The sequence below is a fragment of the Actinoplanes sp. NPDC019969 genome, from assembly GCF_055562375.1.
The window spans coordinates 67,834-90,955 of record NZ_JBVHFK010000009.1; the positions used below are offsets into that span (position 1 = coordinate 67,834).

Annotated in this window: 19 protein-coding genes and 1 pseudogene; 9 read left to right on the top strand and 11 right to left on the bottom strand. The window is 73.1% G+C overall.

The features are described 5' to 3' along the window. The first annotated feature begins 31 nt into the window (after positions 1 to 31). Complete coding sequence (locus ACZ3II_RS25970) at positions 32 to 451, top strand: diadenosine tetraphosphate hydrolase (RefSeq protein WP_465520334.1); 420 nt, start codon at positions 32 to 34, stop codon at positions 449 to 451. Between the two features lie 317 nt (positions 452 to 768). Continuing rightward, positions 769 to 1,506, top strand: a complete 738-nt coding sequence (locus ACZ3II_RS25975) for a class I SAM-dependent methyltransferase (protein WP_465520335.1) — start codon at positions 769 to 771, stop codon at positions 1,504 to 1,506. An 89-nt stretch (positions 1,507 to 1,595) separates the two neighbouring features. Here the strand turns inward: ACZ3II_RS25975 and ACZ3II_RS25980 are convergent, their stop codons facing one another. The 6 genes from ACZ3II_RS25980 to ACZ3II_RS26005 all read right to left on the bottom strand — a co-directional run bounded on the left by ACZ3II_RS25980 (position 1,596) and on the right by ACZ3II_RS26005 (position 11,154). Next, the gene (locus ACZ3II_RS25980) at positions 1,596 to 2,135 is read right to left on the bottom strand and encodes a flavoprotein (protein ID WP_465520336.1); all 540 of its coding nucleotides are present in this window, start codon (positions 2,133 to 2,135) and stop codon (positions 1,596 to 1,598) included. Between the two features lie 12 nt (positions 2,136 to 2,147). Continuing rightward, positions 2,148 to 4,379: an accessory Sec system translocase SecA2 gene (gene secA2 / locus ACZ3II_RS25985; RefSeq protein WP_465520337.1), complete on the bottom strand. Its 2,232-nt coding sequence runs from the start codon at positions 4,377 to 4,379 to the stop codon at positions 2,148 to 2,150. A gap of 19 nt (positions 4,380 to 4,398) precedes the next feature. Continuing rightward, entirely contained in the window at positions 4,399 to 5,166 is a 768-nt protein-coding gene (locus ACZ3II_RS25990) for a hypothetical protein (RefSeq protein ID WP_465520338.1), read from the bottom strand. Between the two features lie 424 nt (positions 5,167 to 5,590). Further along, entirely contained in the window at positions 5,591 to 8,221 is a 2,631-nt protein-coding gene (locus ACZ3II_RS25995) for a molybdopterin-dependent oxidoreductase (protein WP_465520339.1), read from the bottom strand. Between the two features lie 31 nt (positions 8,222 to 8,252). Continuing rightward, entirely contained in the window at positions 8,253 to 9,041 is a 789-nt protein-coding gene (locus tag ACZ3II_RS26000; RefSeq protein ID WP_465520340.1) for an FAD binding domain-containing protein, read from the bottom strand. Positions 9,042 to 9,237: 196 nt separating this feature from the next. Then, positions 9,238 to 11,154, bottom strand: a complete 1,917-nt coding sequence (locus ACZ3II_RS26005) for an ATP-binding protein (protein ID WP_465520341.1) — start codon at positions 11,152 to 11,154, stop codon at positions 9,238 to 9,240. Positions 11,155 to 11,493: 339 nt separating this feature from the next. Between ACZ3II_RS26005 and ACZ3II_RS26010 the strand changes: the two genes are divergently transcribed. After that, entirely contained in the window at positions 11,494 to 12,120 is a 627-nt protein-coding gene (locus tag ACZ3II_RS26010; RefSeq protein WP_465520342.1) for a DUF6230 family protein, read from the top strand. Between the two features lie 70 nt (positions 12,121 to 12,190). Beyond that, positions 12,191 to 13,579: a DUF6114 domain-containing protein gene (locus ACZ3II_RS26015; protein WP_465520343.1), complete on the top strand. Its 1,389-nt coding sequence runs from the start codon at positions 12,191 to 12,193 to the stop codon at positions 13,577 to 13,579. Here ACZ3II_RS26015 and ACZ3II_RS26020 read toward each other — a convergent pair. Then, positions 13,576 to 13,953, bottom strand: a complete 378-nt coding sequence (locus tag ACZ3II_RS26020) for a nuclear transport factor 2 family protein (protein WP_465520344.1) — start codon at positions 13,951 to 13,953, stop codon at positions 13,576 to 13,578. The genes ACZ3II_RS26015 and ACZ3II_RS26020 overlap by 4 nt on opposite strands. Positions 13,954 to 13,999: 46 nt before the next feature. On the opposite strand from ACZ3II_RS26020, the gene ACZ3II_RS26025 reads away from it, so the two are divergent. After that, positions 14,000 to 14,584, top strand: coding sequence for a TetR/AcrR family transcriptional regulator (locus ACZ3II_RS26025; RefSeq protein WP_465520345.1), 585 nt, complete (start codon positions 14,000 to 14,002; stop codon positions 14,582 to 14,584). Between the two features lie 16 nt (positions 14,585 to 14,600). Here ACZ3II_RS26025 and ACZ3II_RS26030 read toward each other — a convergent pair whose 3' ends face one another. After that, the gene (locus ACZ3II_RS26030) at positions 14,601 to 16,073 is read right to left on the bottom strand and encodes a diguanylate cyclase domain-containing protein (protein ID WP_465520346.1); all 1,473 of its coding nucleotides are present in this window, start codon (positions 16,071 to 16,073) and stop codon (positions 14,601 to 14,603) included. Positions 16,074 to 16,174: 101 nt separating this feature from the next. Between ACZ3II_RS26030 and ACZ3II_RS26035 the strand changes: the two genes are divergently transcribed. Then, a complete protein-coding gene (locus tag ACZ3II_RS26035) occupies positions 16,175 to 16,444 on the top strand; it encodes a DUF2277 domain-containing protein (protein ID WP_465520347.1) in 270 nt (89 codons plus the stop codon). A 61-nt stretch (positions 16,445 to 16,505) separates the two neighbouring features. On the opposite strand, the gene ACZ3II_RS26040 is transcribed toward ACZ3II_RS26035, so the two are convergent. Beyond that, positions 16,506 to 18,461: a GTP-binding protein gene (locus ACZ3II_RS26040; RefSeq protein WP_465520348.1), complete on the bottom strand. Its 1,956-nt coding sequence runs from the start codon at positions 18,459 to 18,461 to the stop codon at positions 16,506 to 16,508. Positions 18,462 to 18,681: 220 nt separating this feature from the next. Here ACZ3II_RS26040 and ACZ3II_RS26045 point away from each other — a divergent pair, with 220 nt between their 5' ends. After that, entirely contained in the window at positions 18,682 to 19,158 is a 477-nt protein-coding gene (locus ACZ3II_RS26045) for a hypothetical protein (RefSeq protein ID WP_465520349.1), read from the top strand. 50 nt (positions 19,159 to 19,208) lie between these two features. On the opposite strand, the pseudogene ACZ3II_RS26050 reads toward ACZ3II_RS26045, so the two are convergent. Together ACZ3II_RS26050 and ACZ3II_RS26055 are read right to left on the bottom strand one after the other, a co-directional pair. Further along, a pseudogene (locus tag ACZ3II_RS26050) lies at positions 19,209 to 20,639 on the bottom strand (FAD-dependent oxidoreductase); the annotation flags it as partial. 45 nt (positions 20,640 to 20,684) lie between these two features. Next, on the bottom strand, positions 20,685 to 21,029 hold the full coding sequence (locus ACZ3II_RS26055) for an ArsR/SmtB family transcription factor (protein ID WP_465520350.1): 345 nt from the start codon (positions 21,027 to 21,029) through the stop codon (positions 20,685 to 20,687). A 104-nt stretch (positions 21,030 to 21,133) separates the two neighbouring features. Here ACZ3II_RS26055 and ACZ3II_RS26060 point away from each other — a divergent pair, with 104 nt between their 5' ends. Beyond that, entirely contained in the window at positions 21,134 to 22,219 is a 1,086-nt protein-coding gene (locus ACZ3II_RS26060) for an NADH:flavin oxidoreductase/NADH oxidase (RefSeq protein WP_465520351.1), read from the top strand. A 14-nt stretch (positions 22,220 to 22,233) separates the two neighbouring features. After that, positions 22,234 to 23,106, top strand: a complete 873-nt coding sequence (locus ACZ3II_RS26065) for a TIGR03620 family F420-dependent LLM class oxidoreductase (protein ID WP_465520352.1) — start codon at positions 22,234 to 22,236, stop codon at positions 23,104 to 23,106. Positions 23,107 to 23,122: the final 16 nt, after the last annotated feature.

The window sequence follows — 23,122 nt, forward strand, 5'->3', positions numbered from 1 at the left end:
CGGGGCGGCACTGCGTGGGGAGAATCCGACGGTGCTCGGGCGGCTGCCGGGCGGCTTCGCGGTGATCGGGGATGTGCAGTGGTTGCCCGGGTACTGCGTGCTGCTGACCGACGATCCCACTGCGGGACGGCTGACCGACCTGCCCAGGCCACGGCGGCTGGCCTTTCTGGACAGCATGGAACGGCTCGGTGAGGCCGTCGAAAATGCCTGCGCCGAGCTGGATAGCGCTTTCCGCCGGATCAACCTGGAAATTCTTGGGAACACCGATCCGTTCCTGCACGCGCACATCTGGCCGCGGTACGACTGGGAGCCGCCGGAGATCGTCGGCCGGCCGGTCTGGCTGTACCCCCGGGAACGCTGGTCCGACCCCGCGACCGCCCTCGGCCCGCATCACGACGGGATCCGCGCGGCGATCCGGCGGCACCTGACGGCTCTCGGCGGACACGGGTGACAACGATTTCCCTCAGGTTCGGGAAGCATGCTCAGGGAGACTTGCCATGAGCCGGGCGGTCCGGACCGGTCAGTGAGGCGCCCGGGGCAACACTGCCGAGGATCGATCACAGCAGCGGCCGCCTCGACCGGCGCACGCCAGGAAACGGCGGATCGGGAAACGGGGCCCTGGAACTGCGGATCGGGAGACGGGGTCCTGGAAACGGCGGGTCGGGAAACCGGGGGCCGGGAAACAGCGCGGGGCAGGAGAACGGGGCAGGACGGGAACGACGCGGGAAATCGCTGGCGGGGGCGGGGTGGGGCTGGTCGGATCCGGGGATGACCAGTTTCGATGATCCGGCCTTTACCGGCGACCGGTGGGCGAGGCGTTACCCGGACACGGATCTGACCGGCGGGCCGGATCCGGCTGCGGCGGTGGACTTCCTGGCGAGCCTGGCTGAGCCGGGAGCCCGGGTTCTGGAACTCGCCATCGGGGGTGGGCGGGTCGCGCGGCCGTTGATGCGCCGGGGCTACCGGGTGGAAGGAGTCGAGGCGTCGGCGGCGGTCGCCCAACGGCTGGCGGACTCACCGGACGGCCCGTCGATCCCGGTGGTCGTCGGTGACATGGCTGACGTACCCGTACCAGGCACTTTCGGTCTGGTCTATCTCGTGTGGAACAGTCTCTTCAACCTGACGAGCCAGCAGCGGCAGGTCGACTGCTTCCGCAACGTCGCGACCGTGCTGGAACCCGGGGCCGCATTCGTGATCGAGTGTTTCGTGCCGGATCTCGCCGCGTACGACAGGCGGGTGACGGCGGGTGAGGTCACCGAGGACTCGGCGTTGATCTCCGTGGTTCAGCACGACGCGTCCGAACAGCTGATCAGGCAGCAGCACGTGACGATCACCGAGCAGGGCATCCGGTTGCTTCCCGTGGCGCAGAGGTACTGCTGGCCCAGCGAACTCGACCTGATGGCCCGGCTGGCGGGACTGCGCCTGCGGGAACGCCACAGCGACTGGGTGGGCACTCCTTTCGGGGCGGGCAGCCGGAATCACATCTCGGTGTATGAGCCGGCCTGACCCGCGATGGATCTTGTGCGGCTGAACGGCAGGGCGGGGCTGGAGGTGGTGGGACGGGCGGGAGGCGGCAGGGCGGGAAGCGGGAGGGCTTACGGCGTACGGCGCAAGGGTTTTGATCGCAGGGTCTCGAGGGGCAGGTGCCAGGGGAACTCGCCGGGGTCGAAGGTGCCGGGGGCGTGGGGCTCGAACGCGCCCGGCCCCAGCAGGATGTCGACGCCCTCGGCGCGGAGGTCGGCGACGCTGCGGCGGAACGGGCGGCGGGCGGCGAGGGCGGTCTGCACGCACGGCAGGACGACGACCGGGATGCCGAGGCCGGGAGCTTCGGCGAGGAGACCGAGGGCGTACGTGTCGGCGAGGCCCTGAGCGAACTTGTTGATCGTGTTGTACGTGGCGGGGGCCAGGATGATCGCGTCGGCGCGGGGTGGGCGCGGGTCGGTAGGGGCGCGGTAGCGGCTGCGGACCGGACGGCCGGTCTGCTGCTCCAGGGCGGCGGTGTCGATGAAGGCGAGCGCGGACGGGGTGGCGATCACCTGCACCGTCCAGCCGTCGTCCTGCGCGAGGCTGACCAGGCGCCCGACTCCGGAGGCGACGCCGGCGGCACACACGATGACGTAGAGGGTCCGGCTCATGGTCGACAAGTATCAACGGGCGCGGGGGCCCGCACGGAACAGGGCGAGCAGACCGGCGAGGAAGTGGTCCAGGCCGGTTCCCAGGGAGTCGTCGTCGACGACGTACGTCCAGGTGGCGCTGGGCCGGTCCAGGCCGAGCCGGGACGGGGACCAGTCGTCGCCGGACTCCTCGAGGGTGGCGAAGGCGGCGGCGGCCCGTTCGGTGGCGGCGGGGATCAGGCGTTTGAAGGCGGGGATCGCGGCGCGGTGGAACTCGTCGAGCGGGTCCAGGTTGGCGACGGCACGCAGGTGGATGCCCTCACGCAGGGTGGCCATCTCGTCCAGGTGGTCGGCCCAGGCCAGGTCCAGGTGGTGCAGAACGAGAGCGCGGGCGGCCTCGGCGACCCGCTCGGGGCCGTGGGCACGGACCAGGGCGGCATGCTCGGCGGGACGCGACGCGGCCATCATCGTGCTGCCGCGGTCGCCGGTGAGCACGTCCTCGCGCAGGGCTGACATCGCCAGCCGGTGCTGTTCGAGCAGGTGGTGGTAACGCCAGGTGTTCCGGTGGATCTCCAGGTGGACCTGTTCGGCGATGCGCTGGGCGTCGGCGACGGAACCCTTCGGCGGGGCGTACCTGCGGATCAGGTCGTCCTGCAGGCTGACCAGGAATACTGAGCCGCCGGGGTCGCCCTGCCGGCCGGCCCGGCCGCGGATCTGGTCGTCGACACGGCTGCTGTCGTGCCGGCCGACGCCGATCACGTACAGGCCGCCGAGCGCCGCGACCCGGGCGTGTTCGCGCTGGTCGCTGCCGCCAAGCCGGATGTCGACGCCGCGGCCGGACATCTGGGTGGACACGGTGACCGCGCCGGGCAGGCCGGCCTCCGCGACGACGGCGGCCTCCATCGCGTCGTTCCGCGCGTTCAGGACGGTGCAGGCGATGCCCTCCGCCCGCAGCCGCGCGCCCAGCGCCTCCGAGTCGGCGACCGCCGGGGTGGCGAGCAGGATCGGGCGGCCGGTCGCGTGGACGGCGGCGACCTCGGCGACCACGGCGTCGTCCCGGTCCTCGGCGGTCGCGTAGACGCGGTCCGGTTCGTCGCGGCGCACGCACGGGCGGTGCGGCGGCAGCACCGCCACCTCCAGGCGGTAGAACTCGCGCAACTGCTCGCCGACGCCCAGGGCGGTGCCGCTCATCCCGGCGAGACGGGTGTACTGGTTGAGGTACGCCTGCAGGGTGATGGTGGCCAGAATGCTGCCGCCGCCGCTGGCGCGTACCCCCTCCTTCGCCTCCACCGCCGACTGGAGGCCGTCCGGCCAGCGGCGGCGCCGTGCGACCCGGCCGAGAAAACCGTCGACCAGTTCGACCCGGCCGTCCCGGACGATGTAGTCGACGTCCCGGGTGAGCAGCGCCGCCGCGTGCAGGGCCAGGTTCGCGGCGGTGAGCAGGTCCAGGTTCTCGGGGGCGTACAGCCGCACGCCGCCCAGCCCGCGTTCCAGCACGTCGGCGCCGCCGGCGGTGAGATGCACGGCCCGGTCCTCGTCGGCGAGCGTGTAGTGCTCGCCGGGCCGCAACCCGCGGACCAGCCCGGCCATCCCCAGCGCCAGATCCGGGCCGGCCAGCGTGGAACCGGCCAGCACCAGCGGCACCCGTGCCTCGTCCACCAGGATCGAGTCGGCCTCGTCGACGATCACCGCGCCGAGCGGGCGCTGCACCCGGTCGGCGACGTCGGTGCACAGGCCGTCCCGCAGGAAGTCGAAGCCGGCCTCGTTGACCGAGACATAGGTGACATCGCGGTGGTACGCCGTACGCCGCTCCCCCGCCGTGGAAGCCTCCGTCACCCAGCCCGCCGAGACGCCGAGGCGCTGGTAGAACGGCCACATCCACTCGGTGTCCCGCCGGGCCAGATAGTCGTTGACGGTCAGCACGTGCACCGGCCCGCCCGCGCTCAGCGCGGCCGCCGCGATCGCCGCCGTCAGCGTCTTGCCCTCGCCGGTGGCCGCCTGCACCACGTGACCGTCGATCAGCGCGAGCGCGCCGACCAGCTGCTCGTCGTGCGGCCGCAGGCCCAGCTCGCGCCGGGCGACCTCGCGCGCGACCGCGCAGAACTCCGGCCGGGCGACCAGCTCGGTGTCGCTGAGCCGGGCGAACTCGTGCTCCAGCTCCCCCGCCTGCCGCACCCGCGCCCACAGGGGCTCCAGGGCGACGGTGCTGCCGGGCGGCCGCACCACCCATCGCCGTGCCTGCTCCAGCCACCCGGGAAGCTCCACGGGATCGCACGGTATCGGGTCAGCACCACATCACGGGGTTGCCGGTCGTCACCGCGGCACGGCACAGGCGGCGCAGCGGCTCCACGATGTACCGGAAATCGGCCGGGGACCGGGGACGGCGCTCCAGGCGCAGCCACTCCGGCGGTGTTTCCTTGTCGCCGACCGGGGGCATCGCGATCCGGGCGCTCGTCGTGCCGTCGTCGAACCGTACCCGGCCGCCGGGCAGCGTCTCCTGCCGGAACCGGGCGGACCGGAACAGGGTGGCCGGCGGATCGGCGTCCGGGTCGAGGACGAAGAAGCCGCCGGGGTCCACGCCGGCGCGGTAGCCGGGGCCCAGCATGAGCACGCCCCGGTAGGCGGCGACGTATCGCAGAACGACCGTTCCGTTCGCCTCGTCGGCGAGCACCACGTCGTCGTCGAGGACCTGCCGGTCGAAGTGGTCCAGCTCGCCGAGCACGCGGGCGGCCGCAGCGGGTGACATGCGGCCGCCGTTGGCGCTGGGCAGCTCCGCCCACAACGCCGGGAACTGCTCCGCGGACAGCGCCTGCTGGAACAGCCGGTAGCCGGTCCAGTTGGACAGGTGCTCGGTGGCCAGCTCCATCTGCTCGTGCGGGCAGGCGCTCGCCACCCAGCCGTCGAACGCCGGCTCCGCCTCGGAGTAGCCGCCGCCCGGCGTCGGCAGCAGGCTCAGGTAGCCCTCGTCGTCGAAGCCGACAGGTCCCACCGGCGGCGGTGCGGTCAGACCGTCCTGCCAGCAGCGGCAGTAGACGAACGCGTCGAGTCCCACAGCGCCACGGTAGAGCGCGCGTCAACGTGCTTTCGCGAGCCGTCGCCCAGACCCGCAACCGCAACCCCGAAACCCGCCTGAGGTACGGCCCACGATCGCGAGCCGTCGCCCAGACCCACTACCGCGCCCCCGAAACCCGCCTGAGGTACGGCTCGCGCATACGGCACGGCCACCACGGCCCGCGAGCCGTCGCCCGGACGCCCTACCGCAACCCCGAAACCCGCTTGGCGTACGGCTGCTGCGCACGGCACTGCCACCCCGGGCCGCGAGCCGTCGCTCAGGCGCGCTACGGCGGGCGCGAGACAGGGCTGACGTACGGCTGGCGCAGTGGGGGTGACCGTGACCGGCTGGGTCTGGTGGCTGTCTCGGCGGCGCTGAGACAGCCACCAGACCCGGCCGGAGGGGACGCACGGCCGCGGGCGGGTCACGGCGTGCCGGAGGAGGGGTTGAGGGCCTGCCAGATGCGGTCGGCGGTGAACGGCAGGTCGGTGAGGCGCACGCCGAGGGCGTCGCGGAGGGCGTTGGCCAGGGCGGGTGCGACCGGGTTGTACGGGGATTCGCTCATCGACTTGGCGCCCAGCGGCCCGATCGCGTCCGTCGTGTCGGCGAAGTGGACCTCGGTGTACGGGGTGTCGGCGACGGTCGGGAGGTGGTACTGGCGGAAGGCGGCGGTCGTCACCTCGCCGGTGTCCGAGACGTCGACGTGTTCGGCCAGGGTGGCGCCGAGGGCCTGCGCGACGCCGCCCTCGATCTGGCCGCGGAGTTGGAGCGGGTTCATGACGGTTCCGGCGTCGGCGCTGTGCACGGAGCGGAGGATGCGCAGTTCGCCCGTGTGCGGGTCGACGGCGACGCGGAAGAAGTGGGCGTTGAAGGCGACCGAACGGGGCGTTCCGTCGAAGTGGCCGCTCGCCGACAACGGGGCCAGGGCGCGGGTCTCGGACGGGGTGTGACCGGCCCGGGCGAGGATCTCGGCGCGCAGGGCGCGGGCGGCCCGCAGCACGGCCTCGCCGGCGACGACGACACCGGTGGAGGCGAACGCGCCGGTGTCGTGGCGGACCACGTCCGTGTCGGACTGGCGGATGACGATGCGGTCCGGGGTGGTGTGCAGTTCGTCGGCGACGATCTGGGCGTGCACGGTGGTGCTGCCGTTGCCGAACTCGGCGGTGCCGACCGACACCTCGTACCGGCCGTCGGGCAGCAGCGTCACGGTGGCGTCGGCGAAGTGGCCGCCGGGCGGGCCGGCGGCGATCATCGCGATGGCCATGCCGTCCCCGGTGAGCCAGCCGGCGGGTGCCTCGTCGGTGGTCGCGGCGGCGGCCCGCATCCGGTCCAGGCACTGGTCCAGGCCGTAACTGGCGATGCCGAGGTCGGGGACGTGCGCGCCGGGGGCGGTCAGGTCGTCGCCGGGCCGGACCACGTTGATCTCGCGGAACGTGACCGGGTCCATGCCGATCAGGCGGGCGAGTTCGTCGACGACCTGCTCGACGGCGAACGTGACCTGGCCCAGGCCGTACCCGCGGAAGGCGCCGGCGGGAACGGTGTGGGTGTAGACCGTGTGGGCGTCGGTGCGGATGTTCCCGCACTTGTAGACGGCGACGGTCTCGTGACAGCCGTGGTGCATGACGGACGGGCCGTGGTTGCCGTACGCGCCGGTGTTGACGAGGACGTTCAGCTGCAGCGCGGTCAGCTCGCCCGCGGTGGTCGCGCCCGCCTTGACGGTGATGACGAACGGGTGCCGGGTGGTGGCGGCGGTGAACTGCTCGGCGCGGGTGTACTCCCACTTCACCGGGCGGCCGGTACGCAGGACCGCGAGCGCGACGAGGTCCTCGACGAGCATCTCCTGCTTGCCACCGAACCCACCTCCGACCCGTCCAGCGACAACTCGCACTTTTTCCTGAGAAAAGCCGAAAAGTCGGGCGACGGCGCGGCGGGTCAGGAACGGAGTCTGGGTGCTGGACCGGATGACCAGCCGATCGTCGTCGTCGAGCCACCCCACAGCCCCGTGCGTCTCCAGACTCGCATGCTGCACCCGGGGTGTCCGGAATGTCGACTCATAGACGACATCGGCGGCGGCAAAACCGGCGGCGACATCACCCAGCGTGGCGTGCAGCTCCCCCACCACGTTGGCGTCCGCCCGGATGATGCCCTGCGCGACCCCCTTGTCCCCGTGCACCAGCGGCGCCCCCGGTTCCATCGCCGCGAACGGGTCGATCACCGCGGGGAGAACCTCGTACTCGACCCGCAGCCGCCGCACCCCCTCCTCCGCCGCCGCCTCGGTCGCCGCGACCACCGCCGCCACCCGCTGCCCCACGAACCGGAGCACGTCGTCGAGGACCCGGGTGTCGTACGGGTCCTCGGCCTCGTTCTCGTGCTGCGCGGTGGAGAACAGCCGGTCCGGGGCGTCCTTGTAGGTCAGCACCGCCTCCACCCCCGGCACGGCGAGGGCCCCGGTGTCGTCGATCGACACGATCCGGGCGTGCGCGTGCGGCGACCGCAGCACCTTGAGGTGCAGCAGGCCGGGCACGTCGAGGTCGAACGTGTACCGGGCGGCCCCGGTGACCACCTGCGGCCCGGCGGGCGCGCCGAGGTTCGATCCGACGGCGTTCCCGGCCCGGGGGCACTCGGCGGCGGCCCGTCCCTCGATGGCGTCGGTGATCGCGCGATAGCCCGTACACCGGCAGAGATTGCCCTTGAGGGCCCGCGGCAGGTCGGCTCTCTGCTCGCCGGTGAGCGCGGCCGTCGTCATGATCATGCCCGCGGTGCAGAACCCGCACTGGAAACCCTGGGCGTCGAGGAAGGCCTGCTGGACCGGGTGCAGGTCGTCGCCGCCGGCCAGGCCCTCGATCGTCGTCACGCGGCGCCCCTGCGCGCGGAAGGCGGGGTAGACGCAGGAGTGGACCGGCGTGCCGTCGACGTGGACCGTGCACGCTCCGCAGTCGCCGGCGTCGCAGCCCTTCTTCACGCCGTAGCAGCCCTCCTCGCGCAGGTAGGTGCGCAGGCACTGGCCGGGCCGCGGCTGCCGCTCGTGCGGCGCCCCGTTGATCTCGATGGTCATGATGTTGCCTTCCTGCCGGCGCGGGGCCGGGTCATGCGGCCAGTTCGGCCCGGATCTGTGACGCGTAGTGGCGGGTCAGGTGCCGCCGCCACACCGGGCGGCCGTGCACGTCGTCGACGTACTGTCCGGCGGGGATGGTGTCGAGGGCCGCGCCGACCTCGTCCGGGGACGGGGGCGCCGGGAAGCGGAGGACGTGCGGGCGGCGGGTCGCGGCGGTCACGGTGAGCGACACGGCGCCGCCGGGCTCCGCCCGGCCGATCAGCAGCACGGCGGAGCGGCCATGGCGGTGCAGGGTGCCTCTGCGGTACGCCGTACGCCCGCTCAAGGCCGTTGAACTGAGGCGGATCGCCCGCAGGAACTCGCCGTCCCGCAGCACTGTCGTGCCCTCGCCGGTGACGAAGTCCGCGGCCGGGATCAGGCGTTGCGTGCCGTCCGGGCCGATCAGCACGCAGGTCCCGCCGAGGGCCACGCTCAGCGAGATCATCGGGCCGGCCGGGAGCGCGGCGCACAGGTTGCCGCCGACCGTGGCCACGTTCCAGATCTTGAAGCTGGCCAGGAAGGCGTGGCAGCACTGCAGCACGATGCCGTGCCGGCCGAGCCCGCCGGCCAGTTCGGCGACGGTGCAGGTGGCCGCGACCTCGACCTGATCGCCGGTGACGGTGAGCGGCGGCCAGCCGGCGCCGGTCAGATCGAGGAGCCGCTTGAGGTACGGGCGGGGCTCGCCGAACAGGGCGGTCCCCCCACCCATCCAGGCGTCGCCGGGCCGCCACTGGCCGGGCGCGGCAGGGCTGATCACTTCGGTGACGGTGTGCAGATCCACGCGATTACGCTACGCGCCGCGTGTTTCCGTTCTCAGCGGTCTTCCGTGGCTTTCGCTGTTCCCACGGCTGCGGGGCTCGCACCCTGATCATCGATGGATTCCCTGGTCGACAGCGGGTTCCGAGGTACAGGGAAGGACGCGCGGTGGCGATGCGGAATAACCACCGGGTACCACTTCATCGTCGTTCCGATAACGATCAGACCGGGGCCGGGGATTTGGCCGGGACCGGGGCGGCCGGCAGGGTAAGGGTGAAGGTGCTGCCGCGGCCCACGACGGACTGGACGGCGATGGTGCCGCCGTGGTCGCGGACGATGTCCCGGACGATCGCCAGACCCAAACCCGGGCCCTGTACGGCCTGGTCCATCGCGTTGCCGGCCCGGTGGAACGGGGTGAACAGGCCGGGCACGTCCTCGGCGGGGATGCCGATGCCGGTGTCCGTCACGGAGATCGTGACGGCCCGGGGGTCGGCGGTGATCCGGCAGGTGACGGAGCCGCCGGACGGGGTGAACTTGATGGCGTTCTCCATCAGTTTGCGCAGGGCCCGCTGCAGCTGGGTACGGTCCCCGTGCACCCAGCCCTCCTCCGCGTCGAAGGTGACGTTCAGATCCTTCGCGCGGGCGGCGTTGCTCAGGTCGTGGCGGACGGTGGTGGCCAGGGCCGCCAGGTCCAGGGTCTCCGCGTCGACGGCGGCCCCGTTGTCCGGGCGGTCGAGCAGCACCAGGTCGCCGATGGTGTCCTGGAGGCGGTGGGCGTTGCGCAGGATGGCGTTGAGGGCCCGTTCCTGGATCGGGTTGAGGCCGCCGCCGTCCTCGTCGGCGATCATCTCGGTGTAGCCGAGGATGCTGGTCAGCGGGGTGCGCAGCTCGTGGGTGACGGTCTGGATGAAGGTGTCCTTGCGTTCGTCGAGCATCCGCAACTCGGTGATCAGCCGGGCCTGGTGGCTCTGCAGGCTGTGCTGGCGCAGGGCGCGTTCGATCTCCAGGCCGACGCCGGTGAGGAGCCGCTGTTCACCGTCGGTCCAGTCGGCCGGGCCGGGGCGGCTGACGTGCAGGTAGCCGGGCCCGCAGTCGGTCTCGGCACAGACCGGCAGGGCGACGGCGCCGCCGGGCAGGATCCGGGGGCGGCCGGGACCGGTGGCGAGCAGGCCGTCGACCAGGTCGGCGGGGAGGTCGAGGGCGCCGGCGGGCCAGTGCGCGCGGATCCGCCCGGCGCCGGGGACGACGAACTCGGTGTGTACGGCGCCGTCGCCGACCGCCTCCCCGACCAGTGCGGCGATCCGCTCCGCGGTGGCGGTGGGCTCGCTGAGGTCCTGCATGGCGGCGGCGACGGCCTGGCGCAGGCCGGCCCGGGAGGTGCGGGCCTGTTCGGCGGCGAGCAGCGCCTCGGTCTGTGCGGCGAGGTCGTTGAGGGCGTCCACGACGGTACGCAGTTCGGCCGCCTCGACCGGTTCGGCGCGCGCCGAGCGGTCCCCGGCGGCCAGGCTGCGGATGGTCCGGCCGAGTCTCTCCAGCGGCGCGAGCAGTTGCCGGCGGCCGGTGCGGGCGACCACGTACCCCACCACCAGGATCGCCGCGACCAGGACCGCCGCGACGACGTCGAGGACGCGGTGGTCGGCGGCGACGGAGGCGGTGACGGTACGGCGTTCGGCGTCCAGAGCGTCGGCCAGGGCGGCGTTGGCGCCGCGGAAGTCGTCGAAGAGACGCTTGCCCGCGGCCGGGTCGGCACCGGCCTGCTCGCCCGCGACGATCGGGGCGGCGTAACCGTCGAGCCAGGCGCCGACCGCGGCCCGCTGCCGGGCGAGCAGATTCCGGGTGTCCGGGTCGGTGCCGGCGGCGAGTTCGTCGAGGGCGGTACGGGCGGCGCTCGCACCGGTGCGGTACGGCTCGAGGAAGACGGTCTCGCCGGTGAGCTGGAAACCCCGTACCCCGGTCTCGGCGTCGGTCATCCGCTGCAGCACCTGGTCGTTGGCGGCCTCGGCGCGGTCGGCCTGCTCGGTCCAGCGGTCGTGCTGGGCGCGCAGCCGGGAGCCGGCGCCGAACTGGACCAGGAGAAGGGTCACGAAGAGGACGAAGAGGGCGGCGAAGCCCACGTTCAGGCGACGCTGCACTCTCATCGGCGTCGGTCCTCGTGGCCGGTCATGCTTCTCACTTCGGCAGGCGGGGGCCGGTTCCTAAGCGATTCACTTCGTTATCGAGCCGTGATAATCGGACTCTTGCGTACCGGCGGTAACGGGTAACTGGCCTGACTCGATCCTAATGTCGGAAATTTCCGGCTGCGGAGTGGTGGAGGTCACCGACCGTCACGTTGATCTTAGTGATCCGGGTTACTGACCGGTAAGCGAACCTCTTGTAGTCCGGCTGCCGGAGCGGCAACATTTCCGGCACATTACCGACCGCGACCATCGACGAGTCTCGCTACGCCAGGTCGCCGGTCCCACGATCGAGGAGGTTCCGTGGAGGATGCGCAAAGCGCTCCGGCTTACGGGCGTACGAACTGGCGCCGGTTCGCCGTGGCTCTGGGCGTGCCGGCCGTCGTCGCCGGCGGCCTGGTGCTCGCCCTCGCCGAGGGCGCGCTGGCAGCGAACTTCACCGTCTCGGGCAAGCAGTTCAAGCTCTCCGCCGAGACGCTGGTGGGCAACGGCTTCACCCAGTACACCGGGGACCTGCCGACCAACGACAGGAAGAACCACCCGGACGGCGAGATCACCGCGGCCATGTCCGGCATCAACAACGCCGACCTGTGGAACCTCTGCCAGTCGGTCGCGGTCGGCCCGGTCACCCTGCGTATCGAGGCGGGCAAGGACGAGAAGAACCCGGTGCACGCGGAGAACCTGCTGATCGGCATGTCCACGCTCGGCGGCAACGCCACCTTCGAGGACATCCAGATCGGCCTGGACGCCTCCACGCTCAACCGGGACGGCGCGGACACCCACGGCGATCCGCTCTCGTTCGGCCAGCAGGCCCGCAAGGTCACCATCAAGGACCTGCGACAGGAGGCGTACTACACCTCCGCCTCCACGTTCGTGCTCAGCGGCATGAGCCTGAAGCTGCATCTCAGCGGCGACCACGAGTGCTACTGACCTGTTCCACCGGGCTCGCGGGGCGGCATCCCGCGAGCCCGGCCGCACTGGTGTGACTGGAGGGCCACGCGTGGCGACGGAGAACATCCGAGGCAGGTTCCGGCGGTGGCGGCGGGTCCGGCCGTTCTGGGGCGGCCTCTTCCTGGTGCTGTCCGGGCTGGAGATGTTCCTCAGCGCGAACATGGAACTGGACAACATCCAGATCCACATCGGGCCGCAGGGCTTCTACTCGTACCTGCTGCCGGTGATGATGCTCGCCGCCGGTCTGCTGACCTGGTTCTCGCCGGCGCAGCGGCTGTTCTACGGGGTCATCGGGGTCATCACGGCGCTGTACTCGTTCATCGGCCTGAACCTCGGCGGCTGGATCGCCGGCATGCTGCTGGGCATCCTCGGCGGGGCGCTGGTGATCGCCTGGGGCCCACCGCGACCGCCCGCGCCGGAGCCGCCCTCGCCCCCGATGTCGGAGGACCGGCCGACGCAGGAGATCGACCCGGTGACCGCGCCGATCACCGAGCCGGTGCGCAGGACCCTGCTGATCGTGGCGCCGCTGCTGCTCGCGGCCACCGTGACGGTCGCCGGGAACCCGCCCGCCGAGGCCGCCCCGGAGTGCCCGGAGGGCCTGCCGTCCCGCAAGGCCGTCGTCTCCCCCAGCCCGAGCCGCACGTCCGCGACGCCGCCGGCGACCGCCACGCCGTCGTCGGCCGTCACACCGTCGGTTGCCGCGCCCACGACGACCACGCCGGCGGCCACCGCGACCCCCACACCGGCGAAGTCCGGCACCGGGAACCCGTTCGTGGACGGCATCAACGACTTCTGGCAGGGCGTCGGCGAGTTCTTCACCGGGGAGAAGAAGGAGGGCGAGGTCGCCGCACCGGGGACGCCGTCCGCGTCGGCCCCGGCGCCCGCTCCCACCTCACCGGCGGCCACCAAGCCGGCCACGACGCCCAGCACCGCGGCCTCCCCGACGGTGAAACCGAGCGAGAAGGCCGAGGAGATCGCCTGCCTCGGCGCGCGGCAGATGGGCAAGGTGGCCGAGGACGGCGGGATCCCGCTCGCCGGGGCGAAACCCGGGGTGGTCCGCTCGGCGTCGGTGACCATGTACAACTCGTCGTACGACGGGGTGGCCGAGGTGCCGACCGGCAACGGCCCGATCCGGTCGCTGAAGTTCACCATGGACAAGGTGGTGAACACGCCGTTCAGCCTGACCATCGACGAGCCGGGCAGCGCGGTCACGGTGATCGAGAGCGGCGAGCTGATCCTCGACGGTGACGTGGAGTTCTACAGCCCGAGCTTCAAGGGCAAGCTGTTCGGGCTGATCCCGGTGACGTTCACGCCGGAGCAGCCGCCACCGCTGACCCTGCCGGTCCTCTGGTTCACCGACGTCACCCTGGACCTGGCGTACGTCAGGTCGAACGTCCTCACCGCCGAACCGATCGACATCGTCGAGAAGAACGGCTAAGCCGGCTCCGGCAGCGCCCGCGTGACCTGCACGGCGCGGCGCAACCGGCCGTCCGCGGCCATCTCGCCGAACATGTAGATCTCCGTGGTGATCGTCCGGCCGTTGCGCATCCGCGCGACGAGACGGGTGCGGGCAGCGACCTGGTCACCGTCGACGAGCGCCTGCTCCACCTCGACCCGGACGCCGGTGACCCGCTTGCGGACCGGGGTGAGGTGGTCGAGCAGTCGCTGCCGGTCCAGCGGCACGCCATCGTTGATCAGCTCGAAGTCGGGTGTGTGGTAGCGGTCCAGGACGGCCGCCGGCTCCTCGTCGGTGAGCCCGGCCTCCTGCGGATAGCGCACCAGAACGTCCATCAGGCGATCTATCTTTGACATGCTGTCCAAGATAACGGTGCTCGGTAAATTGGGCAACGTGTCAGAGATGAGCGGGGAACGGCGCCGGCGCCGCCGATCGGACGCTGAGCGCAGCGCCGCCGCGGTGCTGGACGCCGCGGTACGGGTGCTCGGCCGGCATCCGGAGGCGACGGTGGAAGAGGTCGCCGCGGCGGCCGGGGTCACCCGGCAGACGGTGTACGCGCACTACCCGTCCCGGCCACTTCTGATCGCCGCCGTTCTCGACCGGATCACCGCCGAGGCCGTCGCCGCCCTGGACGCCGCCGTCACCGCGAGCGACACCGTCACCGCCGCGCTGCTGTCCTGGCTGGACGTCATCTGGCAGCTGTCCGACCGCTACCCGCTGACGCGGCACCCCTCGGCCGCCGCTCCCGGACCGTCCGACTCGGCGCGGCAGCACGAACCGGTCGTCGCGCGCCTGGAGCCGCTGATCCGGCGCGGTCAGAGCACCGGGGAGATCGACGGCGCCGTCAGCGCGACCTGGCTGGTCTCGGCAACCGTCGCCCTCGGCCACGCGGCCGGCGCCGAGGTGGCAGCCGGCCGCATGACCAGTGACGACGCGGCCGCCACGCTGCGCCACAGCGTCCTGCGCCTCTTCGGTCCACGACCGTGACGTGGGGTTCGGCGTCTCAGGCGGTGGCGGGGAACACGTCCGGGCGGTGGACCCGGACCGTGCCCTTGCCGGCCGCTTTGGCCGCGTACATCGCAATGTCCGCCGCCCGCAGCAAGGCCGTGAGGCCGCCGCGCTCCCCCGCCCGGGACGTCGCCAGGCCGATGCTGCCGCCGACCGTCACCGCGTGCCCGTGGATGCGCATCGGCTCGGCGACGCGGGCCAGCAGCCGCCCCGCCACCTCCTCGGCCCGCGGCCCGGCGCCGGTCAGCAGGATCGCGAACTCGTCGCCGCCGATCCGGCTGACCAGGTCGCCGCGGCGCAGCTCGGCGGTGAGCCGGCGGGCCACCACGATCAGCACGTCGTCGCCGGCCGCGTGCCCGAACGTGTCGTTGACCGGCTTGAACCCGTCCAGGTCCAGGATCATCGCGGTCACGTCGGTGTGCCCGGCGGCCAGCAGCGCGGCGGCCCGGGCGTCGAACGCGGCCCGGTTCAGCAGGCCGGTCAGCGCGTCGTGGTGGGCCTGGTGCTCCAGCGCGCCCTTCTGCTCCTCCAGCACCACGGCCATCCGGCCGACCGCCGTCAGGGTGAGGAACTGCCGCAGCAGCACCAGGGAGAACGTGACCAGCAGGGTCCACACCGTCACCGGGTCGAGGCGGCCCTCGCCGGCCTGGCGCACGGCGGCGACACCGACGGCACAGACCACCGGGGCGTACGGCAGCAGCGCCCATGCCCGGAACACCAGCGTCTCCACCCCGTCGGCGCCGGGCCGGGACACCGCGAGCCGGCTGGACGCGGCCATCACCAGCGCGGCCAGGATGTAGCCGCCGCCGACGCCGGTCGCGTACCAGGCGTACCCGTGCACGTCGTTGTGCACCGCCAGCAGCAGCGTCATCGTCTGCACCAGGGTGGCCAGGGCGAGCAGCTGCTGGGCGCTCGCGCCGTGCCCCGGCTCGGCCCCGGCCAGCGTCACCAGGGCCACCGTCGCGGCCAGCACCAGCAGCGCGACGATCGCCACCCGGTAGTGCCACTCCAGGTCACCGCCGGCGCCCTGCAGCACGAACGTCCACGCGAGGGAGAACACCGCGCCGGACACCGCGGCGACGTCGATGGCGCGGCGCAGCGCGGCGAGGCCGCGGAGGCGGGGACCGGCGAGGATCAGAGCCACCGGCACGAACCCGACCGCGACCGTCGACAGCACGCCGCCGAGCCCGCCGGCCGCCGGCGCGACCGTCGCCGAGATCAGCAGCAGCACGTTCGCCGACGCCCAGATCGTGCACGCGACGGCGCCGATGCCGAACGCCAGCCGCATCCGCCGCGGGTTGTCCGGGTCGGAGGCCCGCCGCCGGTAGAAGACGGCGGCGTACCCGCTGGCCAGGGCGATCACCACATCGGACAGGGCGAATCCGGCGGGCCCGGGCAGCAGAGGGTGCGCGGCCTGCACCGCCGCAGCGGTGATCAGGCTCGCCAGCAGCGCCGTCCGCAACCGCATGCCCACCCCGGCTTCCCCAGCACCGCGGCATTTGATCGAGAGGGCCGAGTATGGCACAGCGGGCACTAACCTGGTGGGAGCCTTCATCCGAGGAGATCACCGTGTGCCGGAGCATTCATCAGCTTCACAACTTCGAGCCGCCGGCGACGGTGGACGAGATCGAGGCCGCCGCCCTGCAGTACGTGCGTAAGATCGCCGGCACCACCCGGCCGTCGCAGGCCAACCAGGCCGCGTTCGACCAGGCGGTGGCGGCGGTCACGGCGGCCACCGCCGAGCTGCTGGCGAGCCTGGTCACCACCGCGCCGCCGCGGGACCGGGAGGTGGAGGCGGCCAAGGCACGGGCCCGCGCCGAGAAGCGGTACGCCTCCTGACCGTCCCCGCGTGTGGAGTTCGGCCGCTATGCGCGCCCGAACTCCACACGCGGAAGTGACCTCAGCGTGGCACCGCGCGGAACCACTCGTCGCGGTCGCCGGGGTCGGGGCCGCGGCGCGGCAGCACCGGCGGGTCCTCGCCGGTGACCAGGGCGTAGTGGTCGAACCGGGCGGTCAGCACCGCCTCCCCGCCGGTCAGGTCGGGCAGTGCGGACACCACCCGCGGCACCCGGGCCGACGGCAGGTCACCGCTCACCTCGAGGTACCCGCCGATGGCGACGGTGTCGCGGAGCACCGCCCCGGCCCGGCCCAGCAGCGCCGCGACGCGATCGAACATCTCCCGGGGCAGGTTCACGTCGAACCGTTCGACCGGCTGGCACACCCGGGCGCCCGCCCGCCGCAGCGCCGCGGTCACCACGACCGGGGCGAGGTTGCGGAAGTCGGCGGCCACACTGGAGATCGACTTGTCGAACTTCTGGTGCGGCTTGCTCTGCCGGGGCTGGTACTGCGACGACGTCATGCTGACCACGCAGTCGGTGACCGGCCAGCCGTGCCTGCCGTGGCGCAGCGCGGCCCGCACCCCCTCCTCGGTGGCGGCGACGAACGCCGGGGGCAGCCGGCCCGGTTCGATGCCGGGACGGAACTCGATGCCGTGCCCGGGTGGGGCGGCCTCGATGCGCAGGCCGATCCCGGCGAGGTACGGGTTCCCCCGCTCCCGGATCCGGTCCTCCGCCGTGCCGGTGCCGGCGACCCGCTCGATGCAGGCGGTCAGCGTGCCGGAGAAACGCACCTCGACGCCGTACCGGTCGGCGAGCAGCGCGGCGACGACCTCCTTCTGCACCTCGCCGTGCAGCCGGATCAGCGCCTCGCCGAGGTGTTCGTCGAGGCGCAGGTCGACGAGCGGGTCCTCGTCGGCGAGCTCGGTCAGGCCGGCGAACAGGGCGAGCCGCTGTGCCGGATCGACCGGTTCGACGAGGGCCTGCCGGGTCGGTGGCGGGAACCGGTAGAGGCGCCGCCGTGGCGGGTCGCCGACGTGCTGGCCGATCCGGGCGGGCAGGCCGCGGACGGCGACGATCTGGCCGGCCGACGCCGCCGGGCGGACCAGCACCCCGTCGGGTTCGCTGACGGCGATCTGGGTCACGGTCCGCGGTCCGCTTCCGGTCACGGCGATCTTGTCGCGTACGCGTAACCGCCCCGACCACAGCCGCAGCCAGGCCCGCCGCCCCCGCTCGTCCCGGTCGACGGCGAACACCGTGCCGGCGAGGGGCCCGTCGCGTTCGTCGCATCGCGGCAGCAGATCGGCCAGCACCCGGCGCAGCTCGGGAACCCCGGCGCCGGTGATCGCCGAACCGCACACCACCGGCGACAGGCCGCCCCGGCGGACCGCCCGGCGGATCGCGCGCCGCACATCCCGGGCCCGGACCGGCCCACCTGCCAGCCAGCGTTCGGCGATGCCGTCGTCACCCTCGGCGACGGCGGCCACGACTGTCTCCGCGTCCAGGGCCCGGGCCCGCACCCGCACGTCCGGCCGCCCCGGGCCGGTGACGGTGGTCAGCTCGACCGGGCCGGCGCCGAGCCGCCGCCGGATCTGTTCCACCACGCGGGCGGTGTCGGCGCCCCGGCGGTCCACCTTGTTCACGAAGAACATCGTGGGCACGCCGATCCGGCGCAGCGCCCGCCAGATCGCGACGGTCTGCGGTTGCACGCCCTCCACGGCGGAGACGACCAGGATCGCGGCGTCGAGGACGGCGAGCGACCGCTCGACCTCGGCGATGAAGTCCGGGTGGCCGGGGGTGTCGAGCAGGTTGACGGTGAGGTCACCGAGGCTGATCGAGGTGACGGCCGCGCGGATGGTGATGCCGCGCCGCCGTTCGAGCTCCATCGCGTCGGTGCGGGTGGTGCCGTCGTCGACGCTGCCGGGCCGGGACACCGCCCCGGCCTCGAAGAGCAGCCGCTCGGTCAGGCTGGTCTTGCCGGCGTCAACATGGGCGACGATCCCGAGGTTCAACAATGCCAAAGCAGATCTCCACGGTGGGACGGGTCGGGGTCCGGAGCGTGGAAGCTGCTCGCATTGGTCACTCCTCGTAGTCGGCTGTGGTGCCGTCACCCACCCTGGCACGGCCGCTCACCGGGCCGCCACCGATTTCTCCCGCCCCATCCGGCACTCCGGCGGACCCCCGTCACCGGTCGCCGCGACATCGGGGGAACGTGGCCCCGGAGTGCTTAGCCTGAGTGGCATGTCGTTCGTCCCCGCCCGAGACGGCCGCAAGAACCGCAGCGCCGCGAACCGGGCTCCAGCCGTCCCTGACCGGATCGAGGACCTGCACGGCAGCAGCCTCGGTGTCCTCGAGGTGCCGCATCACATGGCCTGCGGGCACGCCAGCCGCCGGCAGTACGACCTCGACGACCCGGTGCAGCTGCGGCACGCGTACGAGCAGGTGCTCTGCGAGGCCGCCGGCTGCGGTGAGGTGGAGGACCTGATCAACCCGGACATGCTGCGCCGGGTGTGGCGGGACCTGCATCTGCCGTCGCGGGTCCGGGACGCCTGGGAGACCCGGCATCCCACCCTGCGCCGGACCGTCAACCGCACCAAGCCGGGCACCCGTACCACCGAGTCCGGCCGTGGCCCGGCGGCCACCGGTTTCGCCCGCCGCGGCCGGGTCCAGGTCATCAAGGCCGGTGTCCGGATCGACCCCACCCGCGTCGCCGCCTGAACGCCGTACCGCCCCGGCTGTCCGCAGCCGGGGCCGTACGTCTCCGCTGGTCAGGCGAGGGCGGCGAGCAGGTCGGCGCGGGACGGGCCCTCCTCCGCCCACGGGATGCCGCCACCGAGAGTGATGGTCTTCTCGACGAGGCCGGGGACGGCCAGGGCCTCCTCCGGCTCGGCGTGCCCGGAGGCCAGGTCGGCGACGGCGCGCAGCACGTCCGGGTCGCGCAGCCGGGCCGCGTCGAGGGCCTTGGTGACGTTCCAGATGTCGTCGTCGGCCTGGTACGGGACCCCGGCGATCCCGGCGTCGATCTCGGCGAGCCGGTGTTCGTCCCAGTGCCGCAGGCGCCGGTAGGTACGGCCGGCGGTCCGCTCGGTCTCCTCGTCGAACCGCACCGCCAGATCCGCCGGGTCATCCACCCCGTACGCCGCGACCAGGTCGCTCAGTGTGGCGGCGTGCGCGAGACCCATCGTCAGACCCAGTCCGAACTGCGGGTCGGTCGCCGCCCAGGCGTCCCCGACCGCGAGCAGCCCGGTCGCCACCGGCGTCCCGTCCACGACCAGGCGCCGGTACCGGCTCTGCACCCCGGCCATCGGGACGACACCGCTGACCGGCGTGCCCTCGGCCCAGTGCGCGACCGCCGGGAACAGCTTCGCGGCGCGCTGCCAGGCCCGCTCGTCGCGCAGGCCGCGCAGCGCGTGGTCGCGGCTGGAGGTGACCAGGACGAACGACCAGGTCCCGTTGTCACCGGGCAGGGTGATCGTGGAGACGCCGTCGTAGTGGTCGAGCGCCCACGGCGCCTGCTCCGGCAGGGTTCCGTCGAGACTCCGGAAGTAGCGGGAGTAGTACACGAACCCGTCCCGGGCCCGTTCCACCGCGGCGTCCGGGGCGCCGAGCGCGGCCAGCAGCGCCGGCGCCGGCGAGTTGCGGCCGCCGGCGTCCAGCACCAGGCGGGCGTGCAGGTCCGCGCCGTCGTGGGTGCGCACGCCGGTCACGTGCGGCCGGCCGGCGAGCCGGTCCGGGCCGGTCAGCAGCGCCGTCACCTCCGCGCCGCGCCGGACCTCGACGCCCGGGGTGCTCGCGGCGATCAGGGCGAACGCGGCCTCCAGGACCGGGCGGCGGGCGGTGATCGTGTCGTACCGCTCGTCGCCGGGACGCCGGCCGCCGATCGCGGGCAGGCCCCAGGCGCCGGCGATCACGTTGTGGTGGTGGCCACCGAGCGCCTCCAGGGCGGTGACCACCTCGGGCAGCCGGGACCGGAGCACCGCCGCCCCGCCGGGCAGCAGCAGGTGCGGCTGCCGGAACTGGGCGACAGCGGGCCGGCGCCAGTCCCGCCAGGCGGCGCCGGCGTCGGCGGGCGGGCCCTCCGGGTTGCGTTCCAGCACGGTGACGCGCAGGCCCTGCCGGGCGAGCAGCAGCGCGGCGGTCAGGCCGGCCGGGCCCGCGCCGACCACGATGACATCGGTTTCCGCCGACATGGCGACCTCCCTCGTTCTTCGACGAGGGAGACCATGTCGCGGACCGCTGCTCGGTTACGAGTCCATCGCGTGCCCGGTTTCTGCCCGATCGTTGCTCACCGCCGCCGCCAGCACCGCGGGCAGCAGGCCGGGGAACCGCGACTCCAGGTCGGCGGTGCGCAGCGAGTTGAGGATCGCGGTGCCGTGGTAGCGCTGCTCGATGACGCCCGCCTCGCGCAGCACCCGGAAGTGGTGCGTCGAGGTGGACTTGCCGACCGGCAGGCTGAACGCGATGCATGCCTGCTCGGTGTGCCCGTCGGCGAGCTGCCGGACGATCAGGCGGCGGACCGGGTCGGCGAGCGCGGACAGCACCGCGTCCAGCTGCAGGTCCGCCGTCCGCGGATGCTCCAGGGTGCGCATGTGAGCGGGACCTCCGTGACCGTGCTTGAAGTACGCCGACCATCGTACTAACGTCCGGCCTTGTACGAAGAGTGTCGTACAAAGAGTCGACGAGGGGGCCGCGCGTGGCGGGATTGTTCGATCCGATCGACGTACGGGGTCTGCGGATCCCGAACCGGGTATGGATGTCACCGATGTGCACCTACTCCGCCGAGCCCGGCGACCGGGCCGGCACTCCCACCGACTTCCACCTCGGGCACTACGCGGCCCGGGCGGCGGGTGGGCAGGGCCTGGTGATGACCGAGGCGACGGCGGTCCGCGCGGACGGCCGGATCACCCCGTGGGACCTGGGCCTGTGGTCGGACGAGCAGATCCCGGCGTTCCGGCGGATCGCGGAGGTGATCACGGCGGGCGGCGCGGTCCCGGCGATCCAGCTCGCCCACGCCGGCCGGAAGGCGTCCACGCAGCGGCCCTGGCTCGGCGGCGGCCCGGCCCCGGCGGAGCTGAGCTGGCCGGCCGTCGGGCCGGGCGAGGACCCGTTCCCCGGATATGTGGCGCCCACGGCCCTCGACCGCGCCGGGATCGCCGGGCTGGTCGCCTCCTTCGCGGCCGCCGCGGCACGGGCCCTCGACGCCGGGTTCCAGGTGGCGGAGATCCACGCCGCGCACGGGTACCTGCTCCACTCGTTCCTGTCGCCGGTGACGAACCGGCGCGACGACGCGTACGGCGGCGGCCCGGAGAACCGGTCCCGGCTCGTGCTCGAGGTGATCGACGCCGTCCGGGCGGTGTGGCCGGACCGCCTGCCGCTGTTCCTGCGGATCTCCACGACCGACTGGATCAGCGAGGACCCGGCACACGATCGGCACGGATGGACGGTGGACGACTCGATCGTCCTGGCGCGGGAGGCGTACGACCGAGGGGTTGATCTGATCGACGCCTCGTCCGGAGGCATCGAGCCCGCAACCGTTCCCGCCGACCGTGATTACCAGACCGCTCGCGCCGCGCGGCTGCGCGCCGAGGCGAAGGTGGCCGTCGGCGCGGTCGGGCGCATCGACGATCCCGCCTGGGCGCAGGAGCTGATCGCCACCGGGCAGGCGGACGCCGTCCTGATCGGGCGGGCCCTGCTGCGCGACCCGTCGTGGGCCAACCACGCCGCCGTCACGCTCGGCGCGCCCCCGCGTTTTCTCGAACCGTACGCCTACGCGCTCTAGAGAGAGGATCGGACATGCGAGACATCGGACGGTACGGGCTGTGGGCGCCCTGGATGATCTGGCCGACGGACCCGGACGAGATCGCCACGGCGGCCCGGGAGATCGAGCAACTCGGGTTCGGGACGATCTGGATCGGCGGCAGCCCCGGCGACGACCTCGCGCTCGCCGAGACGATCCTGGCCGCGACCGGCACCCTGGTCGCCGGGACCAGCATCGTGGACATCTGGACCAGTGATCCCGGGCCGCTGGCCGCGTCGCACCGGCGGATCCGGGACCGTTTCCCGGACCGCTTCTACCTGGGGCTCGGCTCCGGGCACGCGCCGACCGCCGAGTCCCGGGGGCAGGCCTACACCCGGCCGCTGAGCCGGCTGCGTGAGCTGCTCACCGGGCCCCTCGCGGACGTGCCGAAGGAGGAGCGGATGATCGCCGCGCTCGGGCCGAAGACCCTGGCGGCGGCGGGCGAGCTGACGGCCGGGGCGCTGCCGTACCTGATGCCGCCCGCGCACACCGCCGAGGCCCGCCGGATCCTCGGCGCCGGGCCGCTGCTCGCGCCGGAGCAGAAGGTGTTCCTCGGCGACGACGCCGCGCAGGCCCGGGAGTCCGGCAGGCGGGCGCTGAAGATGTATCTGGGGCTGCCCAACTACACCCGGCAGCTGGTTTCGTACGGCCTGGGCGAGGCGGACCTGGCCGGCCGCGGCAGCGACCGGTTCATCGACTCGGCCGTGGTGTGGGGTGACGACGCCCGGGTGCGGTCCGGCATCGACGCCCATCGCGAAGCGGGGGCGGACCACGTGGCGGTGCAGGTGCTGACCGCCGGCGGGGCGCCGCGGACGCTGCCGCTCCCGGAATGGCGGCGACTGTCCGTTCTGCTCGGCCTCACCGCATAGTCGCAGGTCTCGCCCA

Excerpts from the sequence above, each read along its gene's own strand:
- ACZ3II_RS25975 (WP_465520335.1), top strand. The coding sequence starts at position 769 with ATGACCAGTTTCGATGATCCGGCCTTTACCGGCGACCGGTGGGCGAGG.
- ACZ3II_RS25995 (WP_465520339.1), bottom strand. The coding sequence starts at position 8,221 with ATGACCATCGAGATCAACGGGGCGCCGCACGAGCGGCAGCCGCGGCCC.
- ACZ3II_RS26065 (WP_465520352.1), top strand. The coding sequence starts at position 22,234 with ATGCGAGACATCGGACGGTACGGGCTGTGGGCGCCCTGGATGATCTGG.
- ACZ3II_RS26005 (WP_465520341.1), bottom strand. The coding sequence starts at position 11,154 with ATGAGAGTGCAGCGTCGCCTGAACGTGGGCTTCGCCGCCCTCTTCGTC.
- ACZ3II_RS26055 (WP_465520350.1), bottom strand. The coding sequence starts at position 21,029 with ATGCGCACCCTGGAGCATCCGCGGACGGCGGACCTGCAGCTGGACGCG.
- ACZ3II_RS26025 (WP_465520345.1), top strand. The coding sequence starts at position 14,000 with ATGAGCGGGGAACGGCGCCGGCGCCGCCGATCGGACGCTGAGCGCAGC.
- ACZ3II_RS26020 (WP_465520344.1), bottom strand. The coding sequence starts at position 13,953 with ATGTCAAAGATAGATCGCCTGATGGACGTTCTGGTGCGCTATCCGCAG.
- ACZ3II_RS26045 (WP_465520349.1), top strand. The coding sequence starts at position 18,682 with ATGTCGTTCGTCCCCGCCCGAGACGGCCGCAAGAACCGCAGCGCCGCG.
- ACZ3II_RS26030 (WP_465520346.1), bottom strand. The coding sequence starts at position 16,073 with ATGCGGTTGCGGACGGCGCTGCTGGCGAGCCTGATCACCGCTGCGGCG.
- ACZ3II_RS25980 (WP_465520336.1), bottom strand. The coding sequence starts at position 2,135 with ATGAGCCGGACCCTCTACGTCATCGTGTGTGCCGCCGGCGTCGCCTCC.